This is a genomic window from Maricaulis sp. (assembly GCF_048270095.1).
In the GTDB taxonomy this organism is placed as follows: Bacteria; Pseudomonadota; Alphaproteobacteria; order Caulobacterales; family Maricaulaceae; genus Maricaulis.
In genome coordinates, this window is the sequence record NZ_JBLWTL010000001.1 from 363,809 (window position 1) to 381,406 (window position 17,598).

Here is a 17,598-nt window from a genome sequence, read left to right on the forward strand (position 1 = left end):
ATTGTCTCTGTCTCATCGTTTGACGCCGTGTGTGGCGGTCGACAAGGTTTTCACCAGTTTTACCGCGCCCGCAACACCGCCATCATGCATCGCATCGACAATGGCCGAGCCGACGACAACCGCATCGGCGCATTGGGCGATCGCTGTGGCTTGTTCCGGCGTGCGAACACCGAAGCCCACCACGACCGGAAGTCCGCTCGCCGCCTTGACGCGCGCCACGGCATTGCCGACATCGGTGACGGCGCCGGAACCGGTCCCGGTCACGCCCGTCGTTGAGACGTAATAGACGAAGCCCGAAGTGTTTTCGACCACGGTTGCCAGCCGCTCGTCATCGGTGGTCGGGGTGGCCAGGCGGATCATCGAGATGCCGAACTTGGCCAGATGCGACCGCAAGACGCTGTCTTCTTCCGGCGGCAGGTCGACGCAGATCAGACCATCAATACCGGCCTTGGCCGCAGCCTTGGCGAATTTCTCCCAACCCATCGAATGGATCGGATTGGCATAGCCCATCAGCACGATCGGCGTGGTGTGATCATGTTTGCGGAAATCCTGCACCTGCTGGAGCGTGCCTTTCAGCGTCATGCCGGCATCCAGTGAGCGCAGGGCGGCCGCCTGGATCGAGGCTCCATCGGCCATCGGATCGGTAAAGGGCATGCCCAGCTCGATCACGTCGGCACCGGCGTCGGGCAGGGCTGCGAGCAAGCCGGCACTATCGCCATCGCCGGCCATGATATAGGCGACGAAGCCGGGGCGGCCCCAGGCTTCCAGTTCGGAAAAACGGGTGGTCAGGCGATTGGTCATGTCAGAGGTCTGCTCCTGCGGGCTTTGGCCGATAACGTCTCACATCTTGAAGCCTCACGCCTCACCCTTCTTCATCGCATCGACATAGGCGCGCAGGGCAGCGTTCATTCGAGTCTGGTAGCCTTTGCCGCTTTGTTTGAAGAAGGTGACAATGTCTTCGTCGAGCCGCAAGGTGAGTTGCTTCTTGGACGGTGGCGTCCAGAGGACGGCCTTGGCGAACCAGGCCTCGTCGAGTTCGGGGATGTCGGAGTAATCGATCTGATCATCGGGGGTGGCTGCGATCTCACGGATGCGCGCGCGCTGGGCGCCAGTCAGTGGCGGCAGGTCTTCAAGTTTCACGCGCTTCATAGCCATGGAATATCTCCCTCTCACGCCGGCTCGCCGGTCGGGCTGAAATCAGCCTTGTGCGACCCTGACGGTCAGTGTGCACGACCGCAATGACGAGCAATTCCTCGATTTGGCCGATCGTAAGGCTTCGGACCTCTCCACCGACACTTCGACCGGGCAGGGTGATGCACCGGCCTTTGAAGACGCGCACTGCCAGTTCAAAGCCGAAACCATGCTTGCGCCGGTTGGCGTCATCCTTCGCTGGATCCCAATCGAATTCCATCCATTGTAGCTACAATTGTAGTTTCCCTCAAGCGCTTCCTCTTGTCAGAATACGTTTGTATGGTATGATTACAATCAAAAGTTGCTACAACTTGACCCCCAGCATCTCCGCAACTTGCGGCACATCCTTGTCGCCGCGGCCGCACATATTCATCAGGATGATGCCGTCCGGGCCGAGCTCTTTCGCCAGATCGCGGACGCGGGCGAGGGCGTGGGCGGGTTCCAGCGCCGGGATAATGCCTTCGAGCCTGGAGCAGATCTGGAACATTTCCAGCGCTTCGGTGTCGGTCGCCGAGACATATTCGGCGCGTTTCATGTCGTGCAGGAAAGCGTGCTCCGGGCCGATGCCGGGATAGTCGAGGCCGGCGGAGATGGAGTGGGCGTCGATGATCTGGCCGTCATCATCCTGCAGCAGATAGGTGCGGTTGCCGTGGAGGATACCCGGGCGGCCGCCCTTGAGGCTGGCGGCGTGCTTGTCGGTGTCCAGCCCGAGCCCGGCGGCTTCAACACCGATCAGGCGGACATCTTCGTCATCGATGAAGGGATGGAACAGGCCCATCGCATTGGAGCCGCCGCCGATACAGGCGACGCAGGCATCGGGCAGGCGGCCGGTGCGTTCCAAGATCTGTTCGCGCGCCTCGCGGCCAATGATCGACTGGAAGTCGCGCACCATCGCCGGATAGGGGTGCGGGCCGGCGACCGTGCCGATGACGTAGAACGTGTCATGCACATTGGTGACCCAGTCGCGCAGGGCCTCATTCATCGCATCTTTCAGCGTGCCGGTGCCGGAGGTGACCGGCACAACCTCGGCGCCCAGCAGCTTCATGCGGAAGACATTGGGCGATTGGCGCGCGACATCGGTGGCGCCCATGAAGACGGTGCAAGGCAGGCCGAAACGCGCCGCGACCGTAGCCGTGGCGACGCCGTGCTGGCCGGCGCCGGTCTCGGCGATGATGCGGGTCTTGCCCATGCGCAGGGCGAGCAGGACCTGGCCGAGGCAATTATTGATCTTGTGGCTGCCGGTATGATTGAGCTCATCGCGCTTGAGCCAGACCTGGGCGCCGCCGAATTCCTCAGTCAGGCGCTCGGCGAAATACATCGGGCTCGGCTTGCCGACATAGTCGCGCAGGAATTCATCCATCTTGTCGGTGAAGGCCGGATCGACCTTGGCCGCCTCATAGGCGGTTTCCAGCTCGAGGATAAGCGGCATCAGGGTCTCGGCGACATAGCGGCCGCCAAAATCGCCGAAGCGGCCTTGCCCGTCCGGCCAGGCCGAGAGCGAATTGGGTCGGGGGTCGACGGGCGCGGTCTCGCTCATGGCGCTCTCCTTCAGGTCAGGCGGTGCGCTCGGGGGCAAGCGCATCGGCAAAGGCTTGTATCCGTGCCGTATCCTTGATGCCGGGCGCTGATTCAATGCCCGAGGACACGTCGACAGCCTGGGCACCGGACGCGGTGACGGCCCTGCAGACATTGGTGGCATCCAGACCGCCGGACAAGAGCCAGGGCACAGACAGGTTCAGGTTTTTCAGCAGGGCATAGTCATAGCCCTCGCCCCAGCCACCCGGACGGCTGGCGCCGCTGGGTGGCTTGGCGTCAAATAACAGCATGTCGGCGATCCGGTCGTAAGCGCGCGCGGCGGCAAGATCACTCGCCTGCGCGATCGGGACAGACTTGACAATCCCCTGGCGTGCATAGGCGCGCGCCTGGATCACACGCCGGGGGCTCTCCTGCCCATGCAGCTGGATCCAGTCAGGCCGCATCGCGTCGCGGATCTGGGCCAAGAGCGTGTCATCGGGATCGACCATCACGGCGACGGTCTCGGTCCCTTGTGCCAGATGGGCCAGTTCGCCGGCCAGGCCGGGCGAGACATGGCGCGGGCTGGCAGGGAAAATCACAAAGCCGGTCCAGCGCGCGCCGGCTTTAGCGGCTGCGGCGACGTCACGCCCGGTTTTCAGGCCACAGAATTTGATCTCGGTCATGCCCGAGGAGTTAGCGCTTTGCTGGCCTGAGGGAAACCCGTTTGAAACCGTCACACCGCAAGGCCGGGCCAAAACAGCCTACCGGTTCAGCCGCAAGTGATCGCCGCCGGTCAGGCTGGCGTCGACTTCGACGCCCGCGACGCATCGACGCGTTCGCGCAATTCCTTGCCGGTCTTGAAGAAGGGAACATGCTTTTCCTTGACGGAAACGCTGTCGCCGGTGCGGGGATTGCGACCGGTGCGGGCGGGCCGGTGACGCACGGAAAAGGCGCCAAAGCCGCGCAGTTCGACACGTTCGCCGCGCGCGAGGGAGTCAGTAATTCCATCGAGAATCGTATTGACCACGCGCTCGACATCCCGGTGGTAGAGATGCGGGTTGGCCTCGGCCAGTTTGTCGATCAGCTCGGATTTGATCATGCGACAGCTCCACGCCTGAAAGTTCAAACCTGACCTTTGCGACCGCTCGCGTCAATGAGTCAGATTCAAAAAAACGGCCGGAGCGATGAGCTCCGGCCGTTCATTCTACTCAACCCCGCAGGGTCAAGCTAGCCTATTCGCCTTTGTCGGCATCCTTCTCGCGCATCGCTGCACCGAGAATATCACCGAGTGAGGCACCGGCGTCAGACGAGCCATACTGTTCGACAGCGTCGCGTTCATCGGCGATTTCAAGCGCCTTGACCGAGAGCGAAACCCGGCGCGAAGCCTTGTCGACATTGGTGATGCGGGCATCAACCTTGTCGCCGACCGCAAAACGCTCCGGACGCTGCTCGGCACGATCGCGCGACAGGTCGGACTTGCGGATGAAGGCTTTGACGGCAGCGTCGTCGCCGAAGGTGACTTCGATACCGCCCGTGGTGATTTCAGTGACCGTACAGGTCACGGTGTCACCGCGATTGGCGCCGGAGGAATCCATCGGATCGCCGGCCAGTTGCTTGATGCCGAGGGAAACGCGTTCCTTGTCGATGTCGACATCGAGAACTTTTGCGTCGACCAGGTCACCCTTCTTGAAGGCTTCGATGGCTTGCTCGCCCGACTGATCCCAGGAGATGTCGGAGAGGTGAACCATGCCGTCGATTTCGCCTTCCAGGCCAACGAACAGACCGAATTCGGTGATGTTCTTGACTTCGCCCTGGATCTGCGAGCCCGCGGGATAGGTTTCGGCGAAGACTTCCCATGGATTGCGCTGGGTCTGTTTGACACCCAGCGAGATGCGGCGCTTGTCGGCGTCGACATCGAGAACCATGACTTCGACTTCCTGGGAGGTCGAAAGGATCTTGCCCGGGTGGATATTCTTCTTGGTCCAGCTCATTTCGGACACGTGGACCAGGCCTTCAACGCCCTCTTCGAGTTCAACGAAGGCACCGTATTCGGCGATATTGGTGACGCGGCCCTTGAATGTCGCGCTGACAGGGTATTTGGCGGCAACGCCTTCCCATGGGTCGGACATCAGCTGCTTCATGCCGAGCGAGATACGCTGGGTCTCTTTGTTGATCTTGATGATCTGGACTTTGACGTTCTGACCGACTTCAACGACTTCGGACGGATGACCCACGCGGCTCCACGACATGTCGGTGACGTGCAGCAGGCCATCAATGCCGCCGAGATCAACGAATGCGCCGTAATCGGTGATGTTCTTGACGATACCGTCACGGGCTTCGCCCTCGGCCAGCTGGCCGACGAGTTCGGCGCGCTGTTCGGCACGCGATTCTTCAAGCACGGCACGACGCGAAACGACGATATTGCCGCGCGGACGGTCCATTTTGAGAACGGCGAAAGGCTGTTCCTGGTTCATCAGCGGGCCGACATCGCGCACAGGGCGGATATCGACTTGCGAGCCTGGCAGGAAGGCGCTGGCGCCGCCCAGATCGACCGTGAAACCACCCTTGACGCGGCCGACAATGGCACCGTTGACAGGTTCTTTTTTCTCGAAGGACTGCTCGAGGCGATCCCAGCTTTCTTCGCGGCGAGCCTTGTCGCGCGACAGCATGGCTTCACCGAGGGCGTTTTCGATGCGCTCGAGGAAGACTTCGACTTCATCACCCACTTTAGGGGCTTTGGAACCAGGACCGGTAAATTCGCGGACCGGAATACGGCCTTCGGTCTTGAGACCTACGTCGACGACGACGGCATCATTTTCAATGGCGGTGACAATGCCTTTAATGACCTGGCCCTCGGCAAGGTCGCGGCCGGCCAGGCTCGCTTCGAGCATGGCGGCAAAATCGTCGGTCGTCGGGGTAAGGGTTTCGGTAGACATGTAAGAGGTTGCTCCAGAATGCGATGCGCGCCGCAAAATGCGGGGGAGTTCGCATCGCTGGGCCAGATCGGCCCGGCAAGGGGTTTTTCCATGGGCGCCAAGGTCAAGACCCGCAGCGATCGTGAAATCGTGCGCGTTTTGAACTCGGTAAGCCCGGTTTCGAGATCGCCAAAGCCCTTGTGGATCACGCCGTCCTGGCGTTTTCCACAATCTGAATGGCCGCAGCAATCGCCGCGTCTATACTCAAGGACGAGGTATCAAGCAAGGTTGCGTCGTCGGCGGGCCGCATGGGGGCGTCGGCGCGCTCGGCGTCGCGCGCGTCTCGTTCGCGCGTCTGGGCCAGCACGGTTTCATAGCTTATCGGATCGCCCTTCGCCGCCAGCTCCCGCCAGCGCCGGTCGGCCCGGGTCTCGGCATTGGCGGTGACATAGAGCTTCACACGGGCATCGGGGCAGATCACGGTGCCGATATCGCGGCCGTCCAGAATAGCGCCGCCGGGCTGCCCGGCGAAGTCGCGCTGCAACTCATAGAGCGCTGCGCGCACGGCAGGCAGGGCCGCGACGCGGGAGGCCATGGCTCCGGCATCGGCGGTGCGAATCCGGCTTTCATCAATCGCTGTGCCATCGAGGGCGCGTGCTGCGCCGGCCGCAGCGGCCGCGTCGGCCGGGTCGATCGCCGCGTCAATCACCGCAACCGCCGTGGCGCGATACAGTGAGCCGGTGTCGAGATGCGGCAGGCCGAAATGACGCGCGAGTGCCTTGGCGATCGTGCCCTTGCCCGAAGCGAGCGGTCCATCAACGGCGATAATCATCTCAGATCGACTCCAGTATCGCGCCGAGCGCCATCATATCGTCGGCGAAGCGGGGATAGCTGGTCGCGATCATGGATGCATCGTCGATGCTCACCGGCGCCTGTGCCGCCAGGCCGAGCACGAGGGCGCTCATCGCCAGACGGTGATCATGATGGGTCGGCACCATGCCGCCACCCGCCACCGAGCCCGGCCCCTTGCCCGTGACTGTGAGGCTGTCCTCGCCAATTTCCAGCTCAACGCCATTGCAGCGCAAAAGCGCGGCAGTACCGGCCAGCCGGTCGCTCTCCTTGGCCCGCAATTCCGTGAGGCCGGCCATGTGTGTCGGGCCGGTGGCGCAGGCGGCCGCGACGCCGAGTATGGGGTATTCATCAATCATCGATGGCGCACGACCCGCCGGCACCGCGACGCCGCGCAGGGTGGAGTGACGTGCGGTGATATTCATCGTCCGCTCGCCGGCCATGGACGGCCCGGGTGTGACATCCAGATCGGCGCCCATTTCCCGGAGGGTTTCAATCAGCCCGGTGCGCGAGGGATTGTCCATTACGCCGTCGATCTGGATGCAGGAGCCCGGTGTGATCAGGGCGGCCACGAGTGCAAAGCTGATCGAGGACGGGTCGCCGGGGACCGTGATGTCCTGGGCTTTCAGCGCCTGGTGACCGGGCAGGCGGATTCGCACGCCGTCTTCGCTGCGCGTGATCTCGAGTGTGACGCCGAAGGCCCGCAGCATGGTCTCGGTATGGTCGCGGGTGGCGTGCTGCTCGGTGATGACGGTCTCGCCGCTAGCCCCAAGACCGGCCAGCAGGATCGCCGACTTTACCTGGGCCGAAGCGATCGGCGGTGCATAGGCAATGCCCTTCAGGCGTGATGGCGCGAGGGTGACGGGCAGGCGGCCATCAGTGCAGGTGAAGCCGGCGCCCATCATTTCAAGCGGGTCGGTCACGCGCCGCATCGGGCGGGCGGACAGACTGGCATCGCCGGTGAAAACTGCGCCGGCGCCGCTGCCGGCGATGGCACCCATCATGAGCCGGACGCCGGTGCCCGAATTACCGAAGTCGAGTGGCGAGCGCGGCGATGCGAACCGTCCACCCCGGCCCACGACCCGCCAATTGCCAGGGCCAAGGCGCTCGACTTCAGCGCCCAGCGACGCGATAGCCTTCGCCGTGTTGAGGACATCATCGCTCTCGAGCAGGCCGGCAATGCGGCTCTCGCCCTGGGCCAGCCCCGCAAAGATCAGGGCGCGGTGCGAGATCGACTTGTCGGCAGGCGCGGAGAGGTTGCCGGTCAGCGGTCCACTCGGACGCGCCAAAAACGGGCCTTGCAATTGGGGGGCAAGCTGGGTCATCAACTGAATTTCAACGATTAGGGTGAGAAGACGGCGATCAGGTTTTGACAGAGCGCGGTGATCGTGGCAACGGGTCGCGCCGAAAAACAAAACCGGTTGTGAAGGGATGTCATGGCCAAACAAGAACTGGGCTCCAAGCGCACTTGTCCGAAGTGTGCCGCCAAATTTTACGATCTGGGCCGTCGCCCGGCGCGATGTCCGAAGTGCGCCCACGAGTTCGATCCCGAACTGGTGCCCGTGCGGCTGAAAGTAGCGCCGGAGCCCGTCGATGACGACGAAGCGCCCGCCAAGGCCAAAGTGGTCGAGGCTGACGGATTCGAGGATGAGGTCGACGACACGCCGGAAGTCGGGGATGCCGGCGATGACATCGTGGTCGATGATGATGACGACGATGATGAGGGTTCGGGCCTCAGCGATGATCTTCCGGACGGTTTTGAGGAAGATGACGGCGAGGATTCGGTCGACGAGGATGACAATACAGTCTTGCTCGACGATGATGAGGATGATGATTTCGCTGAATTCACCAAGGGTGAAGACGAGGATCTGTAGGGCTCAAGCCGCGGCGCTGCGCAAGGTGCTGCGTTGAGGCTTGATCCGCGTGAAAAGCGGGACTAGTTTCCGCGCCTCTCGCCGCACCCCATCGCGGCGACAAGGATATTGGGGCCATAGCTCAGTTGGGAGAGCGCTTGCATGGCATGCAAGAGGTCGTCGGTTCGATTCCGTCTGGCTCCACCATCCTTCGCTCGCTGCGCGAGCTTCGGCTAGGCGGGCCCAACGCTCTTCCGAGCGAAGGATGTCCCGCCGCAGCCTTGGCGAAGGCGGACACCCCGTATCTAAATACTCCACCTGACCTGGCGCTCGCTGCGCGAGCTTCGGCCAGGCAGGCCCAACGCTCTTCGAGCGAAGCGGCTCTGGTTCGACCTGAAAACAAGGCCCCACCGGATCCCCGGTGGGGCCTTGTTTTTATTCGGCCGGGCCTTGCGGATCGGGCGGGATATCGCCTTCACTGCGCAGACGACGGCGCTGTTCTTCGAGGCTGTCCGGGTATTCGCCGACATCGCCGTATTCGAGGAAGCCATCATAGCGCCGGTGGGTGCCGGCCAGCCGTTCGGCGTGTTTGATTGGGCACCAGTATTGCTCGGTCCGTGACGCGATTTCGTGGACATAGGCGATCACGCCGTTGGCATAAGAGCAATAGAAGCAATTCACCTTCTGGATCGCATTGAGATAGGGCAGGCGGTGCCGGTCAAACACGACATAATCACGCCGCTTCACCTGTTTGACGCCATACACCCGGAAGCACACAGCCTGGTAGAGGCTCGCCACCACATCGAGAAGGAAGACCGGGATGGCGACCGCATAGATAAAGGGGGCTGTGAGGATGGTCAGCACGCCGCTATCGACCAGATAGCGCCGCAGGCCGAGTTTCAGGGCTGCCTGGCGTTCGCGCGCTTCCCGGCTGATGAAGAGCCGTCCCTGCTCCAGCTTGTAGCCATAGCTGCGGCGGCGCTCTGCCAATTCTTCCTCGAGGTCGGCCTCCAGTGACTGGATCTTCTCGAGCAATTGATTGATCTGGGTTCGCATGGGTCGCGCTCCTGCGGCTGCATCGCGGAGCATACACGGAGTCGCGTCACGGCGGACCTGCCGCCATTTGCCACATATCAAAGCGGGTGTGGTGTTCGCCGGCTTTCCGGCCCGTCAGGCCGTCTTTCAGGCGGCGTCGCTGGTCGGCTCGCCCGTGAGAACGGCATAGACAGCATCGGCATCGGGCGCAGCGCGCAGGCGTTGACGGACATCTTCCCGGCGCAGCAGGCGCGAGACGCGAGCCAGGGCCTTGAGGTGTTCGGCACCGGCATCTTCCGGTGCCAGCAGCAGGAAAATCAGGTCAGCGGGCTGGCCGTCGATCGATTCGAAATCCACGGGTGCCCGCAGGCGCATGAAGAATCCGGTGACCTTGTCGATCCCGGTCAGCCGCGCGTGCGGAATCGCGACGCCCTGGCCGACACCGGTCGAGCCAAGGCGTTCACGCTGCAATACAGCTTCGAAAATAACGCGCGGATTCAGCCCGGTTGCCTGCGCTGCCGTTTCCGACATGGCTTGCAAGGCTTGCTTGCGACTGGACGCCCCGACATCAACGGCGGCGCCGCCATCGGGAATCAGATCTGCTAATGCCATGGTAAAAACAACTCTATTTCAAGCCAATCAGGCCTGCACTGCGCGGGCCGGGTCGATCCAGCCGATATGGCCATCCGGTCGCCGATAGACAATGTTCAACCCGCCATTAGCGGCATTTCGGAACATCAGGAAGGGCGAATCCGCAGCGTCGAGCTCAAGCGAGGCCATTCCGACGGTCAATGTCCGGAATTCGCCGGCATGTTCGGCAATGACAATCGGCTCCGGAGCGTCGGGCAGGGATTCGTCGACATGATCCTCCGCTTCCTCGGAATACGTATCGCGCATGCCCTTGAGGACGAAGATCGGCAGCGATTCGGCCGGCAGTTCTGCCTTGTGACCCTGGCGGTGATTCTTGAGTTTGCGCTTGTAGCGGCGCAGCCGCTTCTCAAGCTTGTCCATGGTGCCGTCGGCGGCCTTGTAGGCGTCGTCGGCGCTGTCATGAGCCTGCAGCATCATGCCCGAAGGCAGGTGCAGCGAACAGTCGATGCGAAAACCGAGGCCTTCGCGTGCGATCGACACATAGGCTTCGCCCGGACGGCTGAAATATTTGGCAACGCCGTCCTCGACCCGTTCCAGGATCCTGGCTCTCAGGCTATCGCTGACATCGATGCCCTTGTTTGCGATTTGAATGTGCATGCGCTCCTTCCCGCTGGCCATACACCAGCTTGTGAGGCGTCAAAAACTCTTCCAACTCCCCCCGGAATGCGGGCGGACCCTAGTCGTCGGGTGCAGCGGGAGTCAATCTCAGTCGGTGGTGGCTTTCCAACCACATGGGGCGTGACACAACTACCACCGTCATGCGCGGATTGTCCTGTCGTCAGCTGGCACGTTTCAACATGCGTCGGCGCTGGACCGAAGAAGGGATATTCAACGCCTCCCGGTATTTAGCCACAGTCCGGCGGGCGATTTCAATCCCCTCATCGTGCAAAAGCTCGACAAGCTTGTCGTCGGACAGGACGTCGTCGGCGGTTTCCTGCTGGATCAGGAGCTTGATCTTGTGCCTGACGGCCTCTGCCGAGTGGGACTCGCCGCCTCCGGCCGAGGGAATCGAGGAGGTGAAAAAGTATTTCAATTCGAACATGCCGCGCGGTGTCGAGACGTATTTGTTCGAGGTCACCCGGCTGACGGTCGATTCGTGCATGCCGATTGCGTCGGCCACAGTCTTCAGATTCAGGGGCCGCAAATAGGCGACGCCGTTGACGAGGAAGAGGTCCTGCTGGCGCACGATTTCACTGGAAACCTTGAGGATGGTGCGCGCCCGCTGATCCAGGCTCTTCACGAGCCAGCTGGCATTCTGGCTGCACTCGGTGATGAAGCTGCGCTCCGACTCATTGCGGGCAGCCGCGTTGATTTCATTGTAGTACCGGTTGTTGATGAGCACGCGCGGCAGGGTTTCCGAGTTGAGCTCGACATGCCAGCCCCCATCGGGGGCCTGGCGGATATAGACATCGGGTTCGACGGCGCGGGTTGATTCGGTGCCGTAGGCGAGGCCGGGCTTGGGGGTCAGCGCCTTGATTTCGGAAATCATGTCGTCGAGGTCTTCGCCATCGACACCGCACAGTGATTTCAGCGTCGCGTAATCATGCTTGGCGAGCCGCTCGAGATTGTCGAGCAGGATCGCCATGGCCGGGTCGAGGCGGTTCTTTTCCTGCAATTGCAGCGCCAGGCACTCGGCCAGATCCCGCGCCATCACACCAGCTGGCTCGAAGGTTTGCGTCGTCGTCAGGACGGCCTCGATCCGGGCGCGCTCCAGACCCAGCCGGTCGGCGATCTCGTCGAGGTCGGCGCGCAGATAGCCATCTTCATCAGCGAGGTCGATCAGGTGTGCCCCGATCAGGCGGTCGATCGGATCTGATGTCGCCGTGGACAATTGTTCGTGCAGGTGTTCCGCCAGCGAAATATCACGCGAGGAATTGGCGATCGCATCATATTCCTCGCCGTTGAAGGAGCCGCCGGCGCTGCCCGTGGATGACCAGGTGCTGGCACCCATGCCAACCGAATCACCGGCCTGCGAGGTTTCAACACCGGACAGGTCGGATTTGGAATCCTCGCCGTGCAACATGTCCGAATCGGCATCGATCGCATCAGCGGCATCGCCATTGGCGGCCGAGAATTCGAGCTCACGCGTCTCGTTATCGCTTTCCTGCCGCGTTGATTCGGTGCTTTCGCTACGGTCGTCGCGTTCGAGCAAGGGGTTCTGTTCGAGCTCGCTCTCAACGAATTCGGCAAGCTCGATATTCGAGAGCTGCAACAGCTTGATGGCTTGTTGTAGCTGGGGCGTCATCACCAGGGATTGACCCTGGCGCATCTCCAGCTTTTGCATCAGTCCGGCCATGAACGCCTCTGCGTGGTGGTTTACGGCAGAAGTTAATCAGGCAAAGCTTTCCCCGAGATAAACGCGGCGCACATCAGGATCGGCCCGGATTGCTTCAGGTGAGCCTTCAAACAGCACTTCACCCTCATGAATAATCGTCGCACGGTCCGTGATTTCAAGGGTTTCGCGGACATTATGGTCGGTGATCAGAATGCCGATGCCGCGATCCTTCAGGAAGCGGATCAGATCGCGGATATCTGCAATTGCCAGCGGATCGATGCCGGCGAAAGGCTCATCAAGCAGCATGAATGAGGGGCGAGTCGCCAGCGCCCGGGCAATCTCGACCCGGCGGCGTTCGCCCCCGGACAGTGACGGAGCCGGTGCTTCGGCGAGGTGCGAGATGCGCAATTCCTCGAGCAATTGGTCGACCAGCTCATGACGCTGGCTGCGGTCCTTCTCGACCACTTCGGCGACGGCGAGGATGTTCTCGCGCACGCTCATGCCCTGGAAGATGGATTTTTCCTGCGGCAGATAGCCGATCCCGAGCCGGGCACGCTGATACATGGGCAGGCGGGTGATATCCTCGCCATCAAGCAGGATGCGGCCATAATCGACATCAACCAGGCCCGTGATCATGTAGAAACAGGTCGTCTTGCCGGCGCCATTGGGGCCAAGCAGGCCCGCGACTTCGCCGCGCTGGAGCGAGAGCGAGACGCCCTTGACGACGGGGCGTTTGCGATAGGTTTTGCCGATTGCTTCGACGACCAGTCCCGTGCTGAGAGCGGACGGGGCCGCTGCGAAGTCTTCGGTCATTGCCATGCTCAACTTGCCCTCGATCGGAATTCTAGCGGCCGCCAGTGCCGTTGCCATCACCATTGGCGGGCGTGGCGTCGGTCTGGCGCGGGTAGATCACGGCCCGCACGGGCGTACCATTACCCTCTTCACCAAAATTGGAATTCCCGGATGTCAGATTGGAGACAAAACGGGTGGTGGTGATGACATTCTCGCCCTGGGTGATGACGACATCGCCTGTCAGGGTGATGGTGTCCTGACCCATTTCATAAACGCCCAGATCGCCGGTGGCGTTCTGGAAGGGTGAGAAATACCGGACATGCCCCGTGGCAACAACGCGTTCGATGTCGCCGCGACTGCCGTCTGCAGGCTGGGTCCAGACCAGCTCGACCCGATCCGCCATGATGCGGCGGTCGCCCTGGGTAATGTCGACATGACCGGTCAGGACCGTGCGGCCCTGATCGTCGAGATTTTCGATTCGGTCGGCGATGGTGTCGAGTGGTTGCGACGAATCCCCGATCTGCGCCTGGGCGGTCGCAAGCGGCGCCAGCAGGAGACAGGACAGGGCGGTCAGTCGGGCAAGCAGGCGGATCATTGATCCTCTCCTTCGCTGGGGGCGGTCCGGGCTTGTACTATACGTGCGTGCACATTGCCCTCGAAAATAACGCGATTGCCGCCTTCGTGAATTTCATAGCGGTCGGCGGTGATGGTCCCGACCGGTCCGGAACCGGTCACCGGCAGTTCGCCGGCCACGCGTTCCTCGCGCAGAAAGATGCGGGCATGCTGGGAGGCAAAGCTATAGCCGTTATCGGTATTCAGATTGACGTCGGAATACAGGTCGAGAATGCGGTTGGCTGGATCAAAGGTTCCGGTCTGCGCCAGAACTTCCGAAGCATTTGCTCCGGTATTGAGGAAATCATAGTCGAGGCGCGGGCGCTCCAGCTCGGTGAGACTGTTGGCATTGTCGCGCCGGCGGATCGCGACATCGGCTGTGAGCGCATAGGGGGTGAGATTCTCGTCGCGGCCGGTAATGCGCGGATTGACCATGCGCACGTCCGTGCTCACGGCTTCGGCCGGAACCACCGGGCCAACCGATGCCCCGATGAATAATTGCGCAGCCAGCAATGCCAGCAGCGCGATGATGCCGGCAATGAAGACGAAGCGCAGCCAGCGCACAAACTGCGTCCGGCGCCGGGCAGCACTCAGCGTCAATGCGCGGCGGGGTTCCCAATTGCCGTGCATTGTGGGCTGGAACAGCTCGAGGCCGGGGGTCGCGGTCGTACTCATCGGCAGATCATCATCTCGCAAACGGCAGGCACAGCCTTGCCGCGCAACAAAGACCAGCCTTTGCTGGCCTTTTCAAGGCAAACCGGATCAGGCGTGGGCGAAAATGTCGGTGTCCGGCCAACCCGCCAGGTCGAGTTTGGCACGCATGGGCAGGAAATCGAAACAGGCCTTCGCCATCTCCATCCGGCCTTCACGCTCCAGCATCACACTCAGCCGTTCGCGCAGCTGGTGCAGGTACAGCACGTCGGAGGCGGCGTATTCCAGCTGCGCTTTCGACAATTCATCCGCGCCCCAGTCGGAGCTTTGCTGCTGCTTGTTCATATCGATGCCGACGAGTTCGCGCGTCACATCCTTCAGGCCGTGGCGGTCGGTATAGGTGCGGCACAGCTTCGACGCGATCTTGGTACAGAAGACCGGGGCCAGGGTGACACCGAGGCTGCGCTCGACCATGGCGACATCGAAACGGGCAAAGTGGAGGATTTTCTCGACGCCGGGATCGCCCAGCAGGGCTTTCAGGTTGGGGCAGTCATATTCGGGGCGGATCAGCTGCACGACATGGGCATCGCCGTCGCCGCTGGAGAGCTGTACGACGCACAGCGCGTCACGGGTCAGGGACAGGCCCAGGGTCTCCGTGTCGATGGCGACCAGCGGGCCCAGATCGACATCGGCGGGCAAATCGCCGCGGTGGTAATGTACAGTCATCGCTCAATCCTCAGTTTCTGGCACGCGTCCTAACGCTCCGCGCGGCCCGGCGCAATGCGGCTGATCTTGTCGTCCAGGCTGCGCCGGTCATCGCGATTGAGAAATTGCGGCATTTCAGTCTCGGCTTGCGGACCGGCGGCCTCCAGGGCGTCGAACAGCGCGGTGGCGGCCTGACCATCGGCGCTCTCCAGCCAGCGCTGGCGGCGCGCCCGGATCGCGTCGGCGCTGACGGACAGATTGCCGGGCTCGAGCTGGATGCCCGACACCTCGCTGCCGGGGGCTGCCTCGCCGCGCAAGGTATCGAGCATCGCCTGGCCGATATGCGGCAGATAATGTGAGGGTTCGTAGAAATTGGGATGCGCGGCGGTCTGCTCCGGTCCCGGCGCGGGCAGGCTGGCAAAATCGCGAAAACCGGAGAAATCCCACAACACCGCGCCACCGCCCTCGACGCAGGCATCATCCGGGCTGTTGGCGGCATGCCGGTCGAACACCCCGGTCAGCGCCTGGCGCATCTCGAAATAGGTCTCACTGCGACCCGAGCGGAACAGGGCCTCCTCGCGCCAGGCATGGAGCGGGTGAATAAAGCCGATGACCTGGACGCCATTCGCTGTCAGTGCGTCCAGCGCGCGTTCAAACAGGGCGACGCGGCCGGCGTCAAAATTATAGCCCAGATAGAAGCCGTAAATCCCGCGCACACCGCTTTCATAGCGCTCCCGCTGGGCCCCTGCCGGATAGGTGTCGGCCCAGGGCACGCGCGGCGAACCGCCGCCGATATTATCGGCCATCAACTGGAGTGAGGCGCCGAATGTATTGGGCGATAGCGACACCCGCGTCATGGACAATGCGCGATTGCCGTCATTCAGCGTCGATAGCCAATAGGTCGCCTTGGCCCTGGAATGGGTGCCGAATTCATCGAGGTCGAGCCCGATCACGACGCAGCGCAGGGAACGGTTGCGCGCGGCCAGCGCCATCGCCTGGCTGAGTTCGAATATATTGGTGCCGCGCATGCCGGCATTGTAAATCTCGCCGGGCCAGCCGGTCGGCTCGTGCGGGAATCCGTCGACCGTGCGCGAGGAGCCGAGCAGGATGGACGCATCGCCGCCGCGTGCCAGCCGGTCGCCGACATGGACCCGGCCACCATCGCCATACAGCCGCGTATCACGCGCCGTCAGCCCCGGAATATCGGGCGCGCCGGTGACGTTGAACGGGTCGATCAGGGCGTTGAAGCCGGCAAAGCCCAAAAGGCCCGTGAACAGCGCGATGAATAATGTTCTGGCGTATTGCTTCATGCGGTTAGCCCCGCACAGGAGTGATGGGTAAAAGCGGCTGGTATCCGCACACCGGGGCCGCCCTGTCCACCAGACCGGCAAGCCCTGCGCTGCGCCAGACCGCGTCGAGATTGTGATGAATTGATCAGCATTCCGGTGCCAGCCCCCAGCTGCGGCGACGCTAGCGGCGCTCAGGCGCAACGGCAAGGCGAGGCTGCACGCGACCGAAGCACCGCCCCGTCATGGCGCGTTTGTCTTGCGGGGGCGGTAGAATACTGTCAGCTCGTTTTCCGCCAGCCTGGCCGTGTGCCGGGCCTGATAGCCCAGTTTGCCGGCCAGCGAGGTTGAGGCCGTATTGATCGGGTCAATGATGCAACAGGTCTCCGGCCGGTCGAGCGCGCGATCGGCCCAGGTGAGCACGGCCTGCATCGCCTCGTGTCCGAGGCCGCGGCCGTGCGCTGTCGGCAAAAGCGCCCAGCCGCTCTCGGGGACATCGCCGAGCGGTGGCAGGAGTTCGCGCTTCAGATCTGCCAGGCCGGCCTCACCGAGAAAACGGCCATCGGTGCGGTCGGTGATTACCCAATAGCCAAAACCCAGCATGGTCCACATCCCGCCATAGCGCAGCAGGCGCTGCCAGACCTCGTGCTCGCTCGAGGCGCGCCCGCCGATGAAGCGGATTACCCCGGGATCGGTCCACAAGGCCAGGCTGCCGGCGAAATCTGCCGCCGTATGGCCGCGCAGAACGAGTCGCGGCGTGACCAGGGCCGGAATCGTGGTCGCAGGGGCAGGGCTCATGCCGTCACCAGGGCTGACATTCGGCGCGGGAGGTGCGCCACGCGCCAGAGCTAAACCCGCCAGCGGGCGCCGCGTCAATCGGCGACCTGGCATCACCGCTGACGATGCATGCGGGGAATGGGCCGGTTTATAGTCGCGTCAGCGGGGAGCGGGCTGTAAGCTTGGCGCGAGGACGGTCATAGTGGGGGATGGCAAATGCCTGACCGGGCCGTTTGCCGCCGGGGGTGGGCCGGCGAGTGGGGGAGTTGCAATGATCGAGATTATGGGAGCCTTGGGGCTGCTCGAATGGTTGGGCCTCGCCCGGGTGAGTGCCGTTGTGTTGGGCGCCTTCCGGTTTCGCGCCCGGCCCCGGCGCGGCGATGCCGCTGCCGCCGCGGCGGCGCCGCCGCCGGTTGTGGCCCGTCAGGGCGGCGATGGCAGTGTCGTGCTGCGCATCGTGCACCATCTGCCCTATGAATATGTCGACGAGT

At 62.7% G+C, this 17,598-nt stretch carries 21 protein-coding genes and 1 tRNA gene; 3 read left to right on the plus strand and 19 right to left on the minus strand.

Annotation, left to right across the window (positions count from 1 at the left end; translation table 11 throughout):
* Window positions 1-12 precede the first annotated feature (12 nt).
* The 9 genes from trpA to aroA all read right to left on the minus strand — a co-directional run bounded on the left by trpA (window position 13) and on the right by aroA (window position 7,795).
* Window positions 13-801, minus strand: a complete 789-nt coding sequence (gene trpA / locus ACN0YJ_RS01805) for a tryptophan synthase subunit alpha (protein ID WP_417495159.1) — start codon at window positions 799-801, stop codon at window positions 13-15.
* A gap of 54 nt (window positions 802-855) precedes the next feature.
* A complete protein-coding gene (locus ACN0YJ_RS01810) occupies window positions 856-1,155 on the minus strand; it encodes a BrnA antitoxin family protein (RefSeq protein WP_417495160.1) in 300 nt (99 codons plus the stop codon).
* The gene (locus ACN0YJ_RS01815) at window positions 1,130-1,411 is read right to left on the minus strand and encodes a BrnT family toxin (RefSeq protein WP_417476742.1); all 282 of its coding nucleotides are present in this window, start codon (window positions 1,409-1,411) and stop codon (window positions 1,130-1,132) included. Before ACN0YJ_RS01815 ends, ACN0YJ_RS01810 begins: the two co-directional genes overlap by 26 nt.
* Window positions 1,412-1,495: 84 nt before the next feature.
* Window positions 1,496-2,728 (minus strand): tryptophan synthase subunit beta, encoded by a 1,233-nt coding sequence (gene trpB / locus ACN0YJ_RS01820; RefSeq protein ID WP_417476743.1) that lies wholly within the window; start codon window positions 2,726-2,728, stop codon window positions 1,496-1,498.
* Window positions 2,729-2,744: 16 nt separating this feature from the next.
* Window positions 2,745-3,389 (minus strand): phosphoribosylanthranilate isomerase, encoded by a 645-nt coding sequence (locus ACN0YJ_RS01825; protein WP_417495161.1) that lies wholly within the window; start codon window positions 3,387-3,389, stop codon window positions 2,745-2,747.
* A gap of 110 nt (window positions 3,390-3,499) precedes the next feature.
* The gene (locus ACN0YJ_RS01830) at window positions 3,500-3,805 is read right to left on the minus strand and encodes an integration host factor subunit beta (protein ID WP_417476745.1); all 306 of its coding nucleotides are present in this window, start codon (window positions 3,803-3,805) and stop codon (window positions 3,500-3,502) included.
* Between the two features lie 133 nt (window positions 3,806-3,938).
* A complete protein-coding gene (gene rpsA / locus ACN0YJ_RS01835) occupies window positions 3,939-5,642 on the minus strand; it encodes a 30S ribosomal protein S1 (protein ID WP_417489184.1) in 1,704 nt (567 codons plus the stop codon).
* 184 nt (window positions 5,643-5,826) lie between these two features.
* Entirely contained in the window at window positions 5,827-6,453 is a 627-nt protein-coding gene (gene cmk, locus ACN0YJ_RS01840; protein WP_417495162.1) for a (d)CMP kinase, read from the minus strand.
* A gap of 1 nt (window position 6,454) precedes the next feature.
* Window positions 6,455-7,795, minus strand: coding sequence for a 3-phosphoshikimate 1-carboxyvinyltransferase (aroA, locus tag ACN0YJ_RS01845; protein WP_417495163.1), 1,341 nt, complete (start codon window positions 7,793-7,795; stop codon window positions 6,455-6,457).
* A gap of 111 nt (window positions 7,796-7,906) precedes the next feature.
* On the opposite strand from aroA, the gene ACN0YJ_RS01850 reads away from it, so the two are divergent.
* Window positions 7,907-8,344 carry a TIGR02300 family protein gene (locus ACN0YJ_RS01850; RefSeq protein ID WP_417478756.1) on the plus strand — a complete coding sequence of 146 codons (438 nt, stop codon included), beginning with the start codon at window positions 7,907-7,909 and terminating at the stop codon, window positions 8,342-8,344.
* A 110-nt stretch (window positions 8,345-8,454) separates the two neighbouring features.
* Window positions 8,455-8,530: transfer RNA gene (locus ACN0YJ_RS01855), tRNA-Ala, on the plus strand.
* A gap of 228 nt (window positions 8,531-8,758) precedes the next feature.
* On the opposite strand, the gene ACN0YJ_RS01860 is transcribed toward ACN0YJ_RS01855, so the two are convergent.
* The 10 genes from ACN0YJ_RS01860 to ACN0YJ_RS01905 form a co-directional block, all read right to left on the minus strand.
* Window positions 8,759-9,379 carry a hypothetical protein gene (locus ACN0YJ_RS01860; RefSeq protein WP_417478755.1) on the minus strand — a complete coding sequence of 207 codons (621 nt, stop codon included), beginning with the start codon at window positions 9,377-9,379 and terminating at the stop codon, window positions 8,759-8,761.
* A gap of 126 nt (window positions 9,380-9,505) precedes the next feature.
* Window positions 9,506-9,970, minus strand: a complete 465-nt coding sequence (gene ptsN, locus ACN0YJ_RS01865; RefSeq protein WP_417478754.1) for a PTS IIA-like nitrogen regulatory protein PtsN — start codon at window positions 9,968-9,970, stop codon at window positions 9,506-9,508.
* A 27-nt stretch (window positions 9,971-9,997) separates the two neighbouring features.
* Window positions 9,998-10,606: a ribosome hibernation-promoting factor, HPF/YfiA family gene (gene hpf, locus ACN0YJ_RS01870; RefSeq protein ID WP_417478753.1), complete on the minus strand. Its 609-nt coding sequence runs from the start codon at window positions 10,604-10,606 to the stop codon at window positions 9,998-10,000.
* 181 nt (window positions 10,607-10,787) lie between these two features.
* A complete protein-coding gene (rpoN, locus tag ACN0YJ_RS01875; RefSeq protein WP_091769964.1) occupies window positions 10,788-12,305 on the minus strand; it encodes an RNA polymerase factor sigma-54 in 1,518 nt (505 codons plus the stop codon).
* 36 nt (window positions 12,306-12,341) lie between these two features.
* On the minus strand, window positions 12,342-13,103 hold the full coding sequence (lptB, locus tag ACN0YJ_RS01880) for an LPS export ABC transporter ATP-binding protein (protein ID WP_417495164.1): 762 nt from the start codon (window positions 13,101-13,103) through the stop codon (window positions 12,342-12,344).
* A gap of 25 nt (window positions 13,104-13,128) precedes the next feature.
* On the minus strand, window positions 13,129-13,671 hold the full coding sequence (locus ACN0YJ_RS01885; protein ID WP_417495165.1) for an LptA/OstA family protein: 543 nt from the start codon (window positions 13,669-13,671) through the stop codon (window positions 13,129-13,131).
* On the minus strand, window positions 13,668-14,363 hold the full coding sequence (gene lptC / locus ACN0YJ_RS01890; protein WP_417478750.1) for an LPS export ABC transporter periplasmic protein LptC: 696 nt from the start codon (window positions 14,361-14,363) through the stop codon (window positions 13,668-13,670). Before lptC ends, ACN0YJ_RS01885 begins: the two co-directional genes overlap by 4 nt.
* A gap of 87 nt (window positions 14,364-14,450) precedes the next feature.
* Complete coding sequence (locus ACN0YJ_RS01895) at window positions 14,451-15,065, minus strand: ribonuclease D (protein ID WP_417478749.1); 615 nt, start codon at window positions 15,063-15,065, stop codon at window positions 14,451-14,453.
* Between the two features lie 29 nt (window positions 15,066-15,094).
* Window positions 15,095-16,354: a hypothetical protein gene (locus ACN0YJ_RS01900; protein ID WP_417495166.1), complete on the minus strand. Its 1,260-nt coding sequence runs from the start codon at window positions 16,352-16,354 to the stop codon at window positions 15,095-15,097.
* 219 nt (window positions 16,355-16,573) lie between these two features.
* Window positions 16,574-17,128, minus strand: a complete 555-nt coding sequence (locus ACN0YJ_RS01905; RefSeq protein WP_417495167.1) for a GNAT family N-acetyltransferase — start codon at window positions 17,126-17,128, stop codon at window positions 16,574-16,576.
* Between the two features lie 250 nt (window positions 17,129-17,378).
* Here ACN0YJ_RS01905 and ACN0YJ_RS01910 point away from each other — a divergent pair.
* Window positions 17,379-17,598 (plus strand): hypothetical protein (locus tag ACN0YJ_RS01910; protein ID WP_417495168.1); only part of this gene is annotated, 220 nt, incomplete at its 3' end.

Excerpts from the sequence above, each read along its gene's own strand:
- aroA (WP_417495163.1), bottom strand. The coding sequence starts at position 7,795 with ATGACCCAGCTTGCCCCCCAATTGCAAGGCCCGTTTTTGGCGCGTCCG.
- trpA (WP_417495159.1), bottom strand. The coding sequence starts at position 801 with ATGACCAATCGCCTGACCACCCGTTTTTCCGAACTGGAAGCCTGGGGC.
- hpf (WP_417478753.1), bottom strand. The coding sequence starts at position 10,606 with ATGCACATTCAAATCGCAAACAAGGGCATCGATGTCAGCGATAGCCTG.
- lptB (WP_417495164.1), bottom strand. The coding sequence starts at position 13,103 with ATGGCAATGACCGAAGACTTCGCAGCGGCCCCGTCCGCTCTCAGCACG.
- ACN0YJ_RS01830 (WP_417476745.1), bottom strand. The coding sequence starts at position 3,805 with ATGATCAAATCCGAGCTGATCGACAAACTGGCCGAGGCCAACCCGCAT.
- ACN0YJ_RS01860 (WP_417478755.1), bottom strand. The coding sequence starts at position 9,379 with ATGCGAACCCAGATCAATCAATTGCTCGAGAAGATCCAGTCACTGGAG.
- ACN0YJ_RS01815 (WP_417476742.1), bottom strand. The coding sequence starts at position 1,411 with ATGGAATTCGATTGGGATCCAGCGAAGGATGACGCCAACCGGCGCAAG.
- ptsN (WP_417478754.1), bottom strand. The coding sequence starts at position 9,970 with ATGGCATTAGCAGATCTGATTCCCGATGGCGGCGCCGCCGTTGATGTC.
- ACN0YJ_RS01810 (WP_417495160.1), bottom strand. The coding sequence starts at position 1,155 with ATGGCTATGAAGCGCGTGAAACTTGAAGACCTGCCGCCACTGACTGGC.
- cmk (WP_417495162.1), bottom strand. The coding sequence starts at position 6,453 with ATGATTATCGCCGTTGATGGACCGCTCGCTTCGGGCAAGGGCACGATC.
- rpsA (WP_417489184.1), bottom strand. The coding sequence starts at position 5,642 with ATGTCTACCGAAACCCTTACCCCGACGACCGACGATTTTGCCGCCATG.
- ACN0YJ_RS01905 (WP_417495167.1), bottom strand. The coding sequence starts at position 17,128 with ATGAGCCCTGCCCCTGCGACCACGATTCCGGCCCTGGTCACGCCGCGA.
- ACN0YJ_RS01885 (WP_417495165.1), bottom strand. The coding sequence starts at position 13,671 with ATGATCCGCCTGCTTGCCCGACTGACCGCCCTGTCCTGTCTCCTGCTG.
- ACN0YJ_RS01900 (WP_417495166.1), bottom strand. The coding sequence starts at position 16,354 with ATGAAGCAATACGCCAGAACATTATTCATCGCGCTGTTCACGGGCCTT.
- ACN0YJ_RS01825 (WP_417495161.1), bottom strand. The coding sequence starts at position 3,389 with ATGACCGAGATCAAATTCTGTGGCCTGAAAACCGGGCGTGACGTCGCC.
- rpoN (WP_091769964.1), bottom strand. The coding sequence starts at position 12,305 with ATGGCCGGACTGATGCAAAAGCTGGAGATGCGCCAGGGTCAATCCCTG.
- ACN0YJ_RS01895 (WP_417478749.1), bottom strand. The coding sequence starts at position 15,065 with ATGACTGTACATTACCACCGCGGCGATTTGCCCGCCGATGTCGATCTG.
- lptC (WP_417478750.1), bottom strand. The coding sequence starts at position 14,363 with ATGAGTACGACCGCGACCCCCGGCCTCGAGCTGTTCCAGCCCACAATG.
- trpB (WP_417476743.1), bottom strand. The coding sequence starts at position 2,728 with ATGAGCGAGACCGCGCCCGTCGACCCCCGACCCAATTCGCTCTCGGCC.
- ACN0YJ_RS01850 (WP_417478756.1), top strand. The coding sequence starts at position 7,907 with ATGGCCAAACAAGAACTGGGCTCCAAGCGCACTTGTCCGAAGTGTGCC.